The organism is Brevibacterium sp. CFH 10365, from assembly GCF_009299785.1.
Lineage (GTDB): Bacteria > Actinomycetota > Actinomycetes > Actinomycetales > Brevibacteriaceae > Brevibacterium > Brevibacterium limosum.
On the sequence record NZ_VIGO01000005.1, the window covers coordinates 217,926 to 233,322 of the forward strand.

General features: G+C 64.8%; 15 protein-coding genes. 11 read left to right on the plus strand and 4 right to left on the minus strand.

Going from position 1 to position 15,397, the window contains the following annotated elements:
- Window positions 1-42: 42 nt before the first annotated feature.
- From mtrA to secA, 7 genes are all read left to right on the plus strand, one after another.
- Window positions 43-723 carry an MtrAB system response regulator MtrA gene (gene mtrA / locus FHG09_RS11775; RefSeq protein ID WP_135807711.1) on the plus strand — a complete coding sequence of 227 codons (681 nt, stop codon included), beginning with the start codon at window positions 43-45 and terminating at the stop codon, window positions 721-723.
- Complete coding sequence (gene mtrB, locus FHG09_RS11780; protein ID WP_227492727.1) at window positions 720-2,696, plus strand: MtrAB system histidine kinase MtrB; 1,977 nt, start codon at window positions 720-722, stop codon at window positions 2,694-2,696. The genes mtrA and mtrB overlap by 4 nt, the downstream gene beginning before the upstream one ends.
- On the plus strand, window positions 2,693-4,417 hold the full coding sequence (locus tag FHG09_RS11785; protein WP_227492728.1) for an LpqB family beta-propeller domain-containing protein: 1,725 nt from the start codon (window positions 2,693-2,695) through the stop codon (window positions 4,415-4,417). The genes mtrB and FHG09_RS11785 overlap by 4 nt, the downstream gene beginning before the upstream one ends.
- Window positions 4,418-4,470: 53 nt before the next feature.
- Window positions 4,471-5,193 carry a ComF family protein gene (locus FHG09_RS11790; RefSeq protein ID WP_152347853.1) on the plus strand — a complete coding sequence of 241 codons (723 nt, stop codon included), beginning with the start codon at window positions 4,471-4,473 and terminating at the stop codon, window positions 5,191-5,193.
- A gap of 65 nt (window positions 5,194-5,258) precedes the next feature.
- Window positions 5,259-5,921: a ribosome hibernation-promoting factor, HPF/YfiA family gene (gene hpf, locus FHG09_RS11795; RefSeq protein ID WP_152347854.1), complete on the plus strand. Its 663-nt coding sequence runs from the start codon at window positions 5,259-5,261 to the stop codon at window positions 5,919-5,921.
- A gap of 87 nt (window positions 5,922-6,008) precedes the next feature.
- Entirely contained in the window at window positions 6,009-7,250 is a 1,242-nt protein-coding gene (locus FHG09_RS11800; RefSeq protein ID WP_152347855.1) for a winged helix-turn-helix domain-containing protein, read from the plus strand.
- Window positions 7,251-7,304: 54 nt separating this feature from the next.
- On the plus strand, window positions 7,305-9,995 hold the full coding sequence (gene secA / locus FHG09_RS11805) for a preprotein translocase subunit SecA (protein WP_152347856.1): 2,691 nt from the start codon (window positions 7,305-7,307) through the stop codon (window positions 9,993-9,995).
- Between the two features lie 18 nt (window positions 9,996-10,013).
- On the opposite strand, the gene FHG09_RS11810 is transcribed toward secA, so the two are convergent.
- The gene (locus FHG09_RS11810; protein ID WP_152347857.1) at window positions 10,014-10,484 is read right to left on the minus strand and encodes an Rv3235 family protein; all 471 of its coding nucleotides are present in this window, start codon (window positions 10,482-10,484) and stop codon (window positions 10,014-10,016) included.
- The gene (locus FHG09_RS11815) at window positions 10,481-11,320 is read right to left on the minus strand and encodes a LysM peptidoglycan-binding domain-containing protein (RefSeq protein ID WP_152347858.1); all 840 of its coding nucleotides are present in this window, start codon (window positions 11,318-11,320) and stop codon (window positions 10,481-10,483) included. The genes FHG09_RS11810 and FHG09_RS11815 overlap by 4 nt, the downstream gene beginning before the upstream one ends.
- Before the next feature lie 149 nt (window positions 11,321-11,469).
- Between FHG09_RS11815 and FHG09_RS11820 the strand changes: the two genes are divergently transcribed.
- Window positions 11,470-11,985, plus strand: a complete 516-nt coding sequence (locus tag FHG09_RS11820; RefSeq protein ID WP_152347859.1) for a hypothetical protein — start codon at window positions 11,470-11,472, stop codon at window positions 11,983-11,985.
- A 37-nt stretch (window positions 11,986-12,022) separates the two neighbouring features.
- On the opposite strand, the gene FHG09_RS11825 is transcribed toward FHG09_RS11820, so the two are convergent.
- Entirely contained in the window at window positions 12,023-12,244 is a 222-nt protein-coding gene (locus tag FHG09_RS11825) for a helix-turn-helix domain-containing protein (RefSeq protein ID WP_025780784.1), read from the minus strand.
- A gap of 159 nt (window positions 12,245-12,403) precedes the next feature.
- Between FHG09_RS11825 and FHG09_RS11830 the strand changes: the two genes are divergently transcribed.
- Genes FHG09_RS11830 through FHG09_RS11840 form a run of 3 tightly spaced genes read left to right on the plus strand, consistent with a single transcriptional unit; the run spans window position 12,404 to window position 14,809 of the window.
- Window positions 12,404-13,051 (plus strand): SAF domain-containing protein, encoded by a 648-nt coding sequence (locus FHG09_RS11830; protein WP_152347860.1) that lies wholly within the window; start codon window positions 12,404-12,406, stop codon window positions 13,049-13,051.
- Window positions 13,051-14,322: an AAA family ATPase gene (locus tag FHG09_RS11835; RefSeq protein WP_152347861.1), complete on the plus strand. Its 1,272-nt coding sequence runs from the start codon at window positions 13,051-13,053 to the stop codon at window positions 14,320-14,322. Before FHG09_RS11830 ends, FHG09_RS11835 begins: the two co-directional genes overlap by 1 nt.
- A gap of 10 nt (window positions 14,323-14,332) precedes the next feature.
- Window positions 14,333-14,809, plus strand: coding sequence for a DUF6912 family protein (locus tag FHG09_RS11840; RefSeq protein WP_152347862.1), 477 nt, complete (start codon window positions 14,333-14,335; stop codon window positions 14,807-14,809).
- Window positions 14,810-14,847: 38 nt separating this feature from the next.
- Here the strand turns inward: FHG09_RS11840 and FHG09_RS11845 are convergent, their stop codons facing one another.
- On the minus strand, window positions 14,848-15,312 hold the full coding sequence (locus tag FHG09_RS11845) for a DUF2505 domain-containing protein (RefSeq protein WP_152347863.1): 465 nt from the start codon (window positions 15,310-15,312) through the stop codon (window positions 14,848-14,850).
- Between the last annotated feature and the right edge of the window lie 85 nt (window positions 15,313-15,397).

Consider the following 15,397-nt stretch of genomic DNA (forward strand, 5'->3'; position numbering starts at 1 on the left):
TCGAGAACCGAAGAACACGCGAACATAAGGGACAATGGGAGCATGAACGCTCGAATCCTCGTAGTTGATGATGACACGGCTTTGGCCGAAATGATCGGAATTGTGCTCAAAAGTGAAGGCTTCGAGCCCTTCTTCTGCGCCACCGGAGACCAGGCCTTCGAAGAGTTCCAGAAGGTCAGCCCGGACCTCGTGCTCCTCGACCTGATGCTTCCCGGCAAGGACGGACTCGAAGTGTGCCGGGAGATCCGCGAGATCTCCTCGGTGCCGATCATTATGCTCACGGCGAAGTCCGACACGGTCGATGTCGTCCTCGGCCTCGAATCCGGTGCCGACGACTATGTTCCGAAGCCGTTCAAGCCCAAGGAACTCGTCGCCCGCGTCCGGGCTCGGCTGCGGATCTCCGAACCGCAGGCTCCCGAACTGCTGACCGTCGGCGATGTCGTCGTCGACGTCGCCGGTCACACGGTGACCAAGGGCGGATCCCCGGTGTCACTGACTCCGCTCGAATTCGATCTGCTCGTCGCACTGGCCCGCAAGCCCTGGCAGGTGTTCTCCCGCGAGACCCTGCTCGAAGAGGTGTGGGGTTACCGCCACGCCGCGGACACCCGACTCGTCAATGTCCATGTGCAGCGTCTGCGGTCGAAGATCGAACGCGATCCGGAGAAGCCGGACATCATCGTCACCGTCCGCGGCGTCGGCTATAAGGCCGGCCGAGCGGCGTGACCACCGAGTCAGCCGCGGACGGGCCCGTCCGCACCGCGGCCTCGGCATTGAAGACGTTCTGGAACTTCATTCTCCGATCGTTCAGCCACTCCCTGCAGGTCCGCATCGTCGTGCTCACCATCGTGCTCACCTCGGTGGCGATCTTCGGTGTCGGCACCTATATGTCCCAGCAGATCGCCCGCGGTCTCTTCGACACCCGTCTGGACTCCCTGTCCTCGCAGACACGGTCGATCCTGGCCGAGCTGCGCTCCCTGGCGCCGGTCGACGGTCAGGCGGTCACCCAGGACACGCTGAGCTCGCAGCTGTCATCGATCTACAACCGTTCGGCCGGGTCGGTGTACTCGCTGACCCTGCAGCCGAAGGACCCGAACTCCTCGTTCTCGACGATCACCGCCGGTGGGCCGGGCGAGGACGGTGAGGCGTCGCAGGTGCCGATCACCGATGAGCTCCGCGAGGCCATCCGCAAGGCCCCGTCCGATGACAAGCTCTACCAGTCGGTGAGCCTGCCCGACGGGACCGGGCCGGGTCTGCTCATCACCCAGGAGCTGCAGATCCCGGGTGCCGGTCAGTTTCAGCTCTACTACCTCGGCGACCTCAGCGAACAGCAGGACACGCTGAACTTCGTGCAGCGGTCGATGTTCGTCGCCGCACTCGTCCTCGTCGTCCTCGTCGGCGCCGTCGCCTGGATCGTCACCCGCCTCGTCGTCACCCCGGTGCGCACCGGCGCCGAGGTGGCCAGGCTCATCGCCGACGGTGACCTCGATGAGCGCATGCCCGTGCACGGCAATGATGAGATCGCCGTTCTCGGCGAGAGCTTCAACGATATGGCCGACACCCTCCAGCATCAGATCGAGCAGATGGAACGCCTGTCCGTGCTGCAGCGGCAGTTCGTCTCCGATGTCTCCCATGAGCTGCGGACACCGCTGACGACGATCCGTGCCGCGGCCGACCTCATCTTCGATTCCCGCGAGGACCTCGATCCCGTCACCGCCCGCAGCGCCGAACTGCTGAACTCGCAGGCCGAACGCTTCGACAATCTGCTCTCCGACCTGCTGGAGATCTCCCGCTACGATGCCGGTGCCGCAGCCTTGGTGGCCAAACCCGTCGACATCGGGGCGATCGTGACCTCTGTGATCGAGACCGTGTCGATGGTGGCCGAGCAGATGTCGACGGCCATCGTCGTCCACGCTCCATCATCACCGGTCATGGCCGAGGTCGACCGGGTGCGCATCACCCGGATCGTGCGCAACCTCGTCGTCAACGCCATCGAACACGGTGAGAACAACCCGGTCGACATCTATGTCGCCTCCAACGCCGAGGCGGTGGCGGTGAGCGTGCGCGATCACGGTGTCGGCATGAACGAAGAACAGGTCGAGCACGTCTTCGACCGTTTCTGGCGTGCCGATCCGGCCCGCAAGCGCACCCTCGGCGGATCCGGTCTGGGCCTGGCGATCTCGCTCGAGGATGCTCACCTGCACAACGGCTGGCTGCAGGTCTGGGGCAAGCCCGGTGAAGGATCGTGCTTCCGGCTGACGATTCCGCGGCGTCCCGATCAGGAGATCACCTCGTCACCTCTGCCGCTGCCGCCCCGTGACGCGCAGATCCGCGGTTCCGCGCTCGTTGCCGGACCGCTGTCCTCGGACGGTTCCGTACGCATTCAGACCGGGTCGATACCGATCGTCGTCGAAACCGAGCCGGAGATGCTCGAGGCGAACCACGACGCCCCCGCCGAGGCGGCCCCGCAGGATTCCGCATCGGCTCAGCCGAATACCGTGACAGCCCGAACAGACACCGCCGAACCGGACACCGATGCGGCGAGGCAGCTGTCCGCTGCCGAGACCGATCCGGACCCGGGCGGCGCAGTTTCGGACCTGGATGGCGCTGATCCGGTCCTGGGTGGCGCTGATCCGGACCTGGGTGGCGACGACGACAGCGACGCCAGCGTGAACGACAGAGAAGGAGGACGGCCATGATGCGCACGATGCCCCGGGGCTTCCGGGTGAGGACCATGCTGGTCTCCGTCTTCACAGCCCTGGCCCTCGTCGGCTGCTCGTCGATCCCGACCTCATCACCTATCGGTCATATCGAAGACGATTCGGGTGACCAGGGTGCGAACAACGCGCGGATCCCCGACGGCCCGGAACCCGGCGACAGCCCATCGGACATCGTGCGCGGATTCCTTCGGGCAGGAGCCGGCACAGGCAACAACTTCTCCGTGGCCCGGTCATTCCTCACCGAGGGCGAGGCACAGAAATGGAGCCCACAGGAATCGGTGTCGGTGCTGCCGAACGGCACTGACCTCGACTCCTTGAACGTCGGGGTCACCTCCGATCAGAAGACGATGAGCATCTCGGCTCCAGTCGTCGGCCTCGTCGACTCCTCCGGCGTGTACAACTCCACCAAACCGGGCACCCAGTCGACCCTGGAGTTCTCATTGCGGCAGGAGAACGGGGAGTGGAGGATCTCCTCGGCGCCGGACGGTCTGCTCATCAGCCAGACCGACTTCCGCACGATCTTCCTCAACTATTCGCTGCAGTTCTTCACCTCGGACTATTCCTATCTCGTCCCTGACTCCCGCTGGTTCCTCCGGTCCTCCTCGACCCCGACCGTGCTGATGAACGAGCTGCTCAGCGGACCCGCCCCCTACCTCTCCGGAGCGGTGATCACTGCGATCACCGACGGGGCGAAGCTGAGCGAATCGAATGTGGTCACGATCGAGAACGGTGTTGCCCATGTGTCCTTGGGACAGCAGAATCCGGCCCCGTCCGACCGTGAGAAGGGACTGATCCGCCAGCAGATCGCCACCACTCTGCAGGTCATTCCCTCGATCTCGGCGATCGAGCTGACCATCGGCGGACAGACGGTGCCGACCAGCCTGCAGCCGAAGACCGACACCTCGGTCCAAGTGGATGGGCCACCCGTCGTGCTCGCCGATGACCGACTCTCCCGTGTCTCGGGAACGACCGTCGCCAAGGTCGAGAACAGTCCGAACCTGAAGAAGGCGAAGGCGAGTGACCCAGCGGTGTCGCTGGACGACTCCCTGTACGTGTACCTGGCCGATGACGGCAAGCAGCTCATGCGGTTGAAGTCCGACGCCGTCGACGCCACTCCGATCCTCAAGGGCAAGAAGCTCGTGCGCCCCAGCATCGATCGGTTCAATACGACCTGGACCGGTGAGGCGGAGAACGAGGGCGAACTCAAGGCCGTCGGCCGTGACGGAAAGGTCTTCACCGTGGCCGCTGACTTCCTCAACGATCGGCAGCTCGTCGATATCGAAGTCTCGCGAGACGGAACCCGTGTCGCTCTGCTCAGTCGGCACAAGGGGGAGCCGGACCGCGTCGACGTGGTCGGTGTGCCGCGGGACAAGGCGGGCAATCCGTCCGGCCATGTCTCCGAATCGCCGATCGAAGTGGGAGCGAGCTTCGACGAGATCAAGGACGTCTCTTGGGCAGGGTCGACCTCTCTGGTGGCGCTGGCCGCTGAGGAAGGCGATTCTGCGCAGCCGTTCCGCATCGGAGTCACCGGACCTGCAGAACAGCTCGGCGAAGTCTCGGGTGGGAGCCGCATCGCCGGCGGGGTGGATGGACGCTCGATCCTGGTCACCAGTTCCGATGGCGCCCTGTACAGCTACAACTCGAACGCGTGGCAGAAACTCGTCGATGTCGCCGCGAAGGATCCCTCCTATCCCGGCTGACCGGTCGGCTGGGCACAGCTGACCGGTCCGCCTCGGCATAGTAGATTGCTCCCATGGGGCTGCTCGGGGAGTTCGGCGAACTGCTCCTGCCCCGCCGGTGCGCCGGATGCGGGCGGGAGAACGTCTCCCTGTGCACTCGCTGCCTGCAGCTGCTCGGTGGGATTCCGCGGGCGATGGAACCGCGCTACGGCAGGATCCCGATCGTCGGGGTCTGCGAATACAACTCGCAGATCTCGCGGATGGTCGTCGGTTTCAAGGACGAAGGCCGTCGGGACATCCTCGACCCGTTGGCTCTGGCACTGACCCGCTCGATCGTCGCCGCACTCGACCTCATCGGATACTCCGGCGGAACCGTCCGACTCTTCCCAGCCCCCAGCTCGGATCGGGCCAGACGTCGCCGAGGCGGATCGCATACGGCGGTCTTGGCGAATCGGGCGAAGGAGCTGGCACCGGAGCTGCCTATGGAAGTCCACGATGTGCTCTCAGCGAAGCGCTCACGCGACCAGGTCGGACTGGGCGCGATCGAGCGGGCACAGAACGCGGAACGGACTCAATATCTCGACCGGAGGAGGATTGCTGAGATCTCTGCTCCGTGCCCGGCTTCGGGCGCAGACTCCGCGTCTGCAGATCTGCTCATCGACGACTTCTCCACCACGGGAGCAACCTTGGCAGAAAGCGCACGTTTGCTAGCATCGGTGCAGATCAGACCCGCTGTGGGAGCTGTTCTCGGTCTCGGACGCGGGGGCACTCGATTTGTCTCTCCCTTTACTGTATAACGGTGGTACCCATCCAAGGGCATGGGATCGGATGAATCCGAAGAACGAGTCGCTAAGGACACATCATGGATATCGTTGTCAACGGCCGTCAACTGACCATCTCCGACAGCTTTCGAGCCCACATCGAGGACAAGATCGCCAAAGTCGAACAGCTTGCCCCTCGCGCTCAGCGTGTCGAAGTACATGTCACTCACGAAAAGAACTCCCGCCAGCCCGAGACGAGCGAGCGGGTTGAGCTCACGGTTGTGGCGAAGGGACCGGCAATTCGGGCAGAGGCCATGGCAAGCGACAAATATGCGGCACTCGATCTGGCATGGGCGAAGCTCGTCGAACGTCTGAGGCGGGCGAGGGACCGGCACAAGGTGCCGCGTTCGGGCCATCACCGCAAGGAATCCACGGCCGAGGTGTTGGCGAAGATGCCGGTGGCCGAACCGATGATCCCCGACGCGGACGCCGATGCTGCGAAGGCTGACGGGGACCGCAGCGTCGATCAGACGAATGGTCGGATCAAGGCCGAAGGCGATTCGCCGGTGGTTCTGCGTGAGAAGACCTTCACCGCCTCACCGATCGGCATCGAAGAGGCCCTGAACCGAATGGAGCTCGTCGGACACGACTTCTACCTGTTCATCGACGAGGAGTCGAGCAAACCTTCCGTCGTCTACCGCCGCAAGGGCTGGAGCTACGGCGTCATCGCCCTCGACCACGAACTCGAAGAAGCCATCGACTGACCCAATTACTACCTGACGGCGGCCCAGCAACCTTGCGCAAGGTTGCTGGGCCGCCGTCAGGTAGCAATAGGGGTATAGCGTGGGGTTATGCAGAGGATGACACGGGCCGCGGCCCGCCGGACGGCGATCGCCGCGACCGGACTGGACCGACCACGACCGGCGAAGGTCACAGCCCGACACCTCAGATCAGTCTTCGCCACCATGGGCCTGACCCAGATCGACTCCGTCGCGCGAGTCGTCCGCTCCCACTACCTGCCCTACTTCTCTCGCCTGGGCCCCTATCCGCGGGAGACCCTGGACCGTCTGTTCTACTCCTCACCGCGCATGGGCGTCGAATACTGGGCGCATGCCGCGGCCTTCGTCCCACCGCAGACGTGGAAGCACTTCGCCCGTGCCCACAGCGAATGGTGGCGCAACGACTTCGGGCAGCGCCACCCCGAGACCGGGGAGGAGTTCCGAAACCTCCAGTCCTCCGTCCTCACCGCCCTGTCGTCCGGGCCCCGGACGGCGCGGGAAGTCGCCGAGGTGGTCGACCACGATCTGCCGGAGACGCACCGCGGCCATTGGGGTTGGAATCCCAGCCAGGTGAAAGTCGCACTCGAAGCACTGTTCGCCGGCGGAATCATCAGCGCCTCGGGACGCAATGACCACTTCGAACGCATCTATGCGCTGGCTCGAGACGTCTCACCGGAGCTGCCGGAGATCCCTCTGAGCTATGGCCCACCGGATGATCCTCGTTTGGGCCTCGACCCGACCGCGCAGCTTCCGCGCGGAATCTCCGGGGTCGCGAACGAGGTCGTCGAGCTCACCCGCATCGCCGCACGTGCCTTGGGGGTCGCCAGACCCGAGGACATCGCCGACTACTTTCGGCAGCGGCGCGCACCGACCGACGCCGCCATCACCGATCTCATCGCCTCGGGCGAGCTGCGTGAGGTCGACGTCGAGGGGGTCCGGGCCCTGAAATGGCATGACGCACGAACTCCGCGCACGGTGAACGCTCGAGCGCTGCTGGCCCCGTTCGACCCGTTGGTCTTCTACCGTCCGCGCATCGAATGGCTCTTCGACTTCCACTACCGCATCGAGATCTACACTCCGGCTGCCAAGCGTGTCCACGGCTACTACGTCACTCCGTTCCTCCTCGGCGAACGACTCGTCGGGCGAGTCGATCTGCACCGGGACCGGGCTGCAGGAATCCTCCGCGCTCACGCGGTGACATGGGAGCCGGGGGAGGAGCACACCACGGAACTGGCTGACGAGCTCAAGACGATGGCCGCATGGCTGGGTCTGACCGCCGTGGACCTCGAAGGTACTCACCTGCCATTAAGCTAGGGGCTATACAGTCGTTCGAGTTGTTGTCCGGCAGACATGCCGATTAGGAGAAAAGTGGCTAATTTCCTCGAGAAGCTTCTGCGCACAGGTGAAGGCAGAACTCTGAAGAAGCTCCGCCGATACACGGATGCCATCAACCAGCTGTCCGATGAGTTCAGCGAGATGACAGACACCGAACTGCGGGAGGAAACCGGCCGGTTCAAGGAGCGCTACAAGGACGGAGAGAGCCTCGACTCCCTGCTTCCCGAAGCCTTCGCCGCCGTGCGCGAAGCATCGAGCCGGACCTTGGGTCTGCGGCACTTCGACGTTCAGCTCATGGGCGGCGCCGCCCTGCACCTGGGCAACATCGCAGAGATGAAGACCGGTGAGGGCAAGACCCTGGTCGCCACGGCACCGGCTTATCTCAACGCTCTCACCGGCAATCCGGTCCACATCATCACGGTCAACGACTATCTGGCCACCTACCAGTCCGAACTGATGGGACGCGTGTTCCGCTTCCTCGGCATGGAGACCGGCTGCATCCAGGCGAACATGCCCTCGGATCTGCGTCGCAAACAGTACGCCGCGGACATCACCTACGGCACGAACAACGAATTCGGCTTCGACTACCTGCGCGACAACATGGCGTGGTCGGCCGACGAACTCGTGCAGCGCGGACACTCCTTCGCCATCGTCGATGAGGTCGACTCGATCCTCATCGACGAGGCACGTACCCCGCTCATCATCTCCGGTCCTGCCGAAGGCGATGCGAACCGCTGGTACGGCGAATTCGCCAAGGTCGTCAAGCGGCTGAAGACCGACCGCGACTATGAGGTCGACGAGAAGAAGCGCACCGTCGGCGTCCTCGAACCCGGCATCGAACGCGTCGAGGACTACCTGGGCATCGGCAACCTCTACGATGCGGAGAACACCCCGCTCATCAGCTTCCTCAACAACTCCATCCGCGCCAAGGAGCTGTTCAAGAAGGACAAGGACTACGTCGTCCTCGACGGCGAGGTCCTCATCGTCGACGAGCACACCGGTCGTGTGCTCAAGGGCCGCCGCTACAACGAAGGCCTGCACCAGGCCATCGAGGCGAAGGAAGGGGTGAAGGTCCAGGCCGAGAACCAGACCCTGGCGACGATCACCCTGCAGAACTTCTTCCGTCTCTACGAGAAGCTCTCCGGCATGACCGGTACGGCCGAGACCGAGGCCGCGGAATTCATGTCCACCTACAAGCTCGGCGTCGTCCCGATTCCGACGAACAAGCCGATGCAGCGCGCCGACCAGTCCGACTTCGTCTACAAGAACGAGGTCGCGAAATTCGACGCCGTCGTCGACGACATCGTCGAACGCCATGAGACCGGACAGCCGGTCCTCGTCGGCACGACCAGCGTCGAGAAGAGCGAATACCTGTCGAAGCACCTGGCCAAACGCGGCGTCAAGCATGAGGTCCTCAATGCGAAGAACCACGCCCGTGAGGCCTCGATCGTCGCGATGGCCGGACGCAAGAGCTCGGTCACCGTGGCAACGAACATGGCCGGCCGCGGTACCGACATCATGCTCGGCGGCAACGCCGAGTTCCTCGCGGTCGCGGAAATGGAACGTCGCGGTCTCGACCCGGCCGAGAATGAGGATCAGTACGAGTCCGAATGGTCGGCGGTGCTGAAAGCGGCCGAGGACAAGGTCAAGGAAGAGGCCGAAGAGGTCGTCGAGCTCGGCGGGCTCTACGTGCTCGGCACGGAACGGCACGAATCCAGGCGCATCGATAATCAGCTCCGCGGTCGTTCGGGGCGCCAGGGCGACCCGGGGGAGAGTCGCTTCTATCTGTCCCTGACCGACGATCTGATGCGCCTGTTCGGCTCCGGTGCCGCCGAGAGGATCATGGCCACCGCCAATGTTCCCGATGACGTGCCGCTGGAATCGAAGATGGTCTCCCGGGCCATCCTGTCGGCTCAGTCCCAGATCGAACAGCGCAACGCCGAACAGCGCAAGAACGTCCTCAAATACGATGACGTGCTCAATCGGCAGCGCACTGTCATCTACAACGAGCGCCGCAGCGTCCTCGACGGGGCCGACCTCGAGGAGCAGGTCGCGAAGTTCCGTGAGGAGGTCATCGACGCCTACGTTGCCGAAGCGACCACGGGACCGGTCGAGGACTGGCAGATCGACGAGCTCTTCGAGGCCCTCGGAAAGATCTACTCACCGTCGATCACCTCCGAAGACCTCGCCGAGGAGCTCGGCGGACTCGGCAACCTCTCGAAGAACCGCCTCAACCAGGAGATCCAGTCCGATCTCGCCGTGTTCTACTCCCAGCGCGAAGAGGAACTCGGTGAGGAAGCCACCCGCGAACTCGAACGCCGCGTCGTCCTCTCCGTCATCGACAAGCGCTGGCGCGAACACCTCTATGAGATGGACTATCTGAAGAACGGGATCGGACTGCGCGCCATGGCCCAGAAGGACCCGCTGGTCGAATACCAGCGTGAGGGCTTCGACATGTTCAAGACCATGCAGGATGGGATCAAGGAGGACGTCGTCCGCCTGACCAACACACTGCAGGTCCAGGTGACCTCATCGGCGGGCTCCGACGATGGCGAGCCCGAGGTCGAGGTCGATGCTGAGGAGCTGCGTCACAAGACTCCGAAGATGCAGCTGTCGGCCCCGTCCGAGTCCGGTTCCTCCTCGGTCTCCGAAACCGAGGACGAGGACGACCCGGCCCCGGCCAATCGCGCTGAACGTCGCGCGAAGAAGAAGGCGAAGAACTGACACAGGGCCCTCGGCTGCTCACATCGTCTGCAGAGCAGTCAGCGTCCACCGGGTGGTGAGCAGTTCCAAGCGGACTGCTACCGCCCGGACGCGGTTTGCGGCGGCGACGATGACCGTGACCTCGGCGATCTCGGGGCTGATTTGGCACACATGTGCCGTTCCCGGCTGTACCGTGCGGGCGCCGGGCACGGTCGTCCGCTGCGGAGCCACCTCGGCGCGCAATTGACAGCGGTGATCGATCTTCGCCAGCAGCTCCGGTTCGACCCAGCGGGCGATCGTCTCGCTGCGCCTGACCCCGGAGAGGACCTCGAGGCAGGCAACCGCCAACGAGGTGGCCGTGGCCGCGATCCGCGCGCGATCGTCTGCGATGTCCTGGCCCCGGATCTGCTTGCTGACCCGTCGAGGAGACTGTGCCGTGGACAGCGGAGCGACTTGTCGCCGGGGCGGCGTCGGAGCCTGCGGTCGGGTGAGGGTGAGCGGGGCGGTCATGTCTGGATCTCCAATCTCTGACCTGCAATGATGAGGCTCGGATCGGGTCCGATGGTGTCCTCGTTGGCGGTATAGATGTCAGCGACGAGCTGCGGAATCTCTTCAGGAGCGTCGGTCAGCTCGGCCGCGATCGACCACAGGCTCTCGCCCTGAGTCACAACATGTGCGGAGGATCGGGAACCTGCGGGCACAGAGGCGTCGGCGCCGTCACCGGGCTCATCCGGTCTCCCACCGTGGTCGGATTCGTCATCCTGAGCTGAGTCTCCGGACCTGTCCGCGCCTCGGTCACCCGGTGGTGATGAAGGCACATCGCCCGACGGCGGTTCGGTGGGCCATCCGGGGTCGGGCAGCTGTGCTCGATCTGGTGACTCGGATCCCGCTGGCGACCCTGCACCATCGGTCTGCTCCGCTCGGTCAGGGGAGTCCTCGCCCCGGCCGTCATCGTCGACCGTCGGCCATCCGGGATCGGCAGGGGCGGCCGACGCCTCCGTCGGAGATGTGTCGGGCCCGGGTGGTCCGACCGGTGCCGCCTGAGCGGAGTGAACGACCAGGCCGGCAGAGACGATGGCAAGAACGCTCGACGCCAGAATCCGCGGCATCACCTTCACGACCAGTCCTGCAAGCCTCGCCCGAAGCCGACCTGACGGGAGAACGCGCAGCAGCAGCGCCAGCAGAGAGACGAGGCCGAGCCGAGCGAACATGAGTGCTGCCGCGCCGATGATGACGATGACGACGATGTCGCTGGTCGTCCGTGGCTGGGGCAACTGTGTCCAAGCGGTGAAGAACGAACCGAGCAGAACCAGCCATGAACCCGCACATGCAATCAAGAGATACATCTAGACATCCTCCATTGGATATTGAACATAATGATGCCGTTAGATGTAATTTGATGTCAATGGATCCACTCTAACTACATGACTGTAGTTCGAGGCGCCGTCGTTTCAAGTCTTGAAAGTGGACTACAGCTGGGGCAGGCTTAGCGATTATGGACGATCGCATCGACGCACTTCTGGCGGATATCGAAGCCGCCGACTCAGCGGCACAGGCGCACGCCCGGAGAGGTGAGTTCGGTGATGAGGTCGCCGGCCAGGCCGCCGAAAGGACCCTGCTCGAACGGCTGCGCGGAGCAGTGGGGTCAACGGTGCAGGTCACTATTCCCGACCGTGACGTGACCGGAGTGGTGCGCTTCCTCGGTCGCGACATCGTCGTCGTCGCCGGGGCTGAGGTCTCCGCCATTGCGATCAGGGCCGTTCGCGGGCTCAGACTGCCCTCGAGAGTGCACCGATTCGAAGCCGGTGGGCTCGAGCGTTTGGGGATGGGGTCCGCGCTGCGCCGCTGGTCAGCCGCTCATGAAGAGGTGACGATCGACGTGGCCGACCGCTTCGGCGGGATCCGAGGACGATGCGATCTCGTCGGTGCCGACTATGTCGAGATCGCCGGCCGGGTCATCCCCTTCGCGGTGATCAGCGCCATCCATGCCCACACGGATCCCTTCGAGTGAGCCGGGAGTGATGGAGATCAGAGTCGAAGCGAGAGGGTCAGTCCTCGATGGACCCGGTCTTGATCTGGTACTCGGTGCGCTCGTACATGCGCTGGATATAGGCTTCGATCTCGGACTTCTCGACTCGCCACTGGCCGCGCCCGCCGACCTTGATGGCGCGGAGATCGCCCGAGCGGACCAGTGCCCGAGCCTGAGCGATAGAGACATTGAGCAGCTCGGCCACATCGGTCAGCGGCAGGAAGCGACTTTCGACGGCCATGAGGTGACTTCTCCCATTCCAAATGTCCATCTGCCTCCAGATGTCCATCTGCTTGTTGGTGCGTTTTGCCAAAAACATTGCTTTGGCATCATTTGATGTCCAATATTATCACTGAGGAACGGTTTCTGTCAGTGAAACTTCTGCGAATCTGGAGATGCAATGGAGCTCTCGAAACGAATCCGACGCCCCCGCTGGACCGATGCACGGCTCCTGGTCGGAGCGATGCTCGTCGTCCTCGCGGTCGTCGGAACCTATCTGCTCGTCACCTCGGCGAACTCGACCACCCGGGTCTGGGCGAGTACACGCGCCCTCGTCCCCGGTGAAGTCCTCAAGCCGGCCGACCTCACCGTCGCCGAGGTCAACCTCGCCGATCTCGGCAAGAAGTACCTCTCGGCCGATGCCGAGCTGCCGACGAACACGAGCGTGCGCAGCGTCGTCGCAGCGGGGGAGCTGCTGGCCGCCTCGGCGGTGGCGCCCCTGTCCGAACTCGAGGGGCGGGTCGTGGCCATCGACATCGCCGGTTCCGTCCCGAGCGTCCTCGACTCGGGCAGTCTCGTCGACGTCTGGGCCCAACCGGAGCAGAACGGTCTCGACGACGACGGGACACCGCCCGAGCAGATCGTCGATTCCGCTCCGGTCGCCCACATCAACCGAGACGTCGGCAGCTTCGGGGCAGGCGACGGCGCCCGCATCGAAGTGTTCGTCGGCTCCGGCGACCTGCCCGGGGTGCTCGCGGCCCTCGACGGACGCAGCGTGCTCTCCGTCGTCGGCGCCCCGTCCGTTCCTGCCGACGACAGCGGGCAGTGATGACACAGGTCCTGCTCGCCGTCGACTTCGAGTACGATCTCATCCTCTTCGAGCTGCTCAGCGAGATCGACGACGTCACGATCGTCGCCCGCCCTGCCGACGAGGTGGAGCTGCTGGCACACTGCCGCACAGGCGGCGCCGACGTGGTCATCATCGGACGGTACTTCCCCGGCCTCGACGCCGAGGTGGTCAACGCGATCACGGCGTCCGGAGCGAAGGTGCTCGGCTTCGGCGATGATGCGCACGTCCTCGAGGCCGTCGGCGTCACCTCCGTCGTCTCGACGGTTGCGGATGCGACGACGATGGCCGCCGCCATCGAGGACATCCGGGCCGCCACCGTGGTCCCGCCGCGCCCGACGACGCCTCCGGGTGCGGTCGGCGGAGCGGGAGTGGTCATCACGGTCTGGGGGACCGGCTCGTCGCCGGGACGCACCCTCACTGCCGTCAACCTCGCCGATCAGGCCTCGCGCCAGGGCCGACGCAGCGTCGTCGTCGACGCCGACACCGTCTCCGGGATGGTCGCATCCACCCTGGGACTGACAGAGGAATCCTCACACCTGGCCAGCCTGTGCCGGTCACAGACGGACCCGGCGGGGAATCTCGACCCGTATTCGGTGCCGCATGCGACGATCCGCGAGAACTTCCACGTCGTCACCGGGCTGACGCGGCCGGAGCGGTGGCCGGAGATCCGGGCCTCCGTGCTCGAAACGGTGCTGCAGCGCCTGGCGAAGGTCTACGACGTCGTCATCGTCGACGTCAGCGACCGCATCGATCCCGATGATGACCTCGCCGACCCCTTCTATGACCGGCACTGCGCCACCCGTGCCGCCCTTGAAGCGGCCGATATCGTCCTCGTCCTCGCAGCGGGGGAGCCGATCGGACTGCAGCGGCTGGTCAAACTCCTCGGCACACCCCGGGCGGAGGCGGTGCGTGAGAAGCTGCGGCTGGTGATCACGAAGGTGCGGTCGAGCGCGGTCGGTCACCCCGCCGAGACGCGGATCAGAGAAGTCCTCGAACGATTCGTCCGCATCACCCCGGACTTCATGCTCAGCGACGACCGCTCCACCGCAGATGCCGCGATGCTCGCCGGCCACACCCTGCACGAACAGAATCCCCGGTCCGTCCTCGTCGGCGACCTCGCCGGAATGGTCGACGAGCTCCTGCCGGGCCGCCGCCGCTCCCGCAGATCCAGCGGGGGACGCGAGCGTCTCGGCGCCGGTCGGCGCGGACGGAAGGTGCGGGTGAGCCAGGGGAGCGGACCGCGGGACTAGGATGAGGGGCATGGCCATTCGCTGCTACATTCCCACCACTCTGACCGCGCTGCGTTCGGCACTCACCGACGTCCGCGCCGTCGCCCCCGATGCGCAGGGGCGCAGCCTGCGGGGCGAGGAGTTCGAAACCGCTGAATTCGATGCCATGTGCATCGCCGCCGCGCTGGCCGCGAATGCGGTCTTCGCTCCCGCTGAGACCGATGCCGGCACCGAGGCGGCCCCCGAGCGCCGCGTCATCGTGGCCTATGACGCCCCCGAGTCCAGCCCGGCAGAACCGCTGACCGCAGGCTTCGAACTCATCACCGTCGCCGATGTCGATATGACCCGGGTCGCAAGCTTCCACCTCGACGAAGACGTCGTCTGGGACGACGCGGTGCGACTGGCTGAGGAGACGGGCCCGAGCACAGCCGAGGACCGCCTCGGCGCTTCCGATCTGCTGTGGTACGACTCCTCGGAGCTGGCGCAGCTGCTTGGCGACGAGGGCTGACTCGACGGCGGTTCGATCGGCTTCGCCGACCGTCGGGCTCAGGCGGATTCGAAGCGGCGCAGCCGGTCGCGCAGTCGCTTCTCCAGGATCGGAACCACGGCCTGTTCGATCATCGCTCCGAACATCGGAATCGATGAGCTGATCTCGGCGTGGGCGGCCAGCTTCGTCTCTGAGCCTGATTCGCTCAGCTCGAGGACCGCATCGATCTCGACGGGGACGCCTGCGGCGCGCGCGGTCATGCGGATCTCGGCCTCATCGGCGAGGACATCGCCGGGAATCATGTACACCTCGACCAGCACGGTGTTCTTCGGAAGCCTGGAGGCCAGAGCCGCAGGAAGTTCGGACTTGGGCATCGGAGTCCGCACGGTCATCTCGGTGTCGGGGTCCAGATGTTCGGCACTGGCTTCGGAGCCGAGCTTCTCCCAGATACCGGGATCGGCGAGTTTGGCCAGGAATGTCGACAGATCAACCGCATATTCATGATTGAGGGTCAGAGTTCGCATAGCTCCAGTCTGCCAGCGAATGAACGGTACACCACCGTATGCCGCTCGGCGTGCCTTTCTCGATATTTGGGCATAGTGTGGGCAG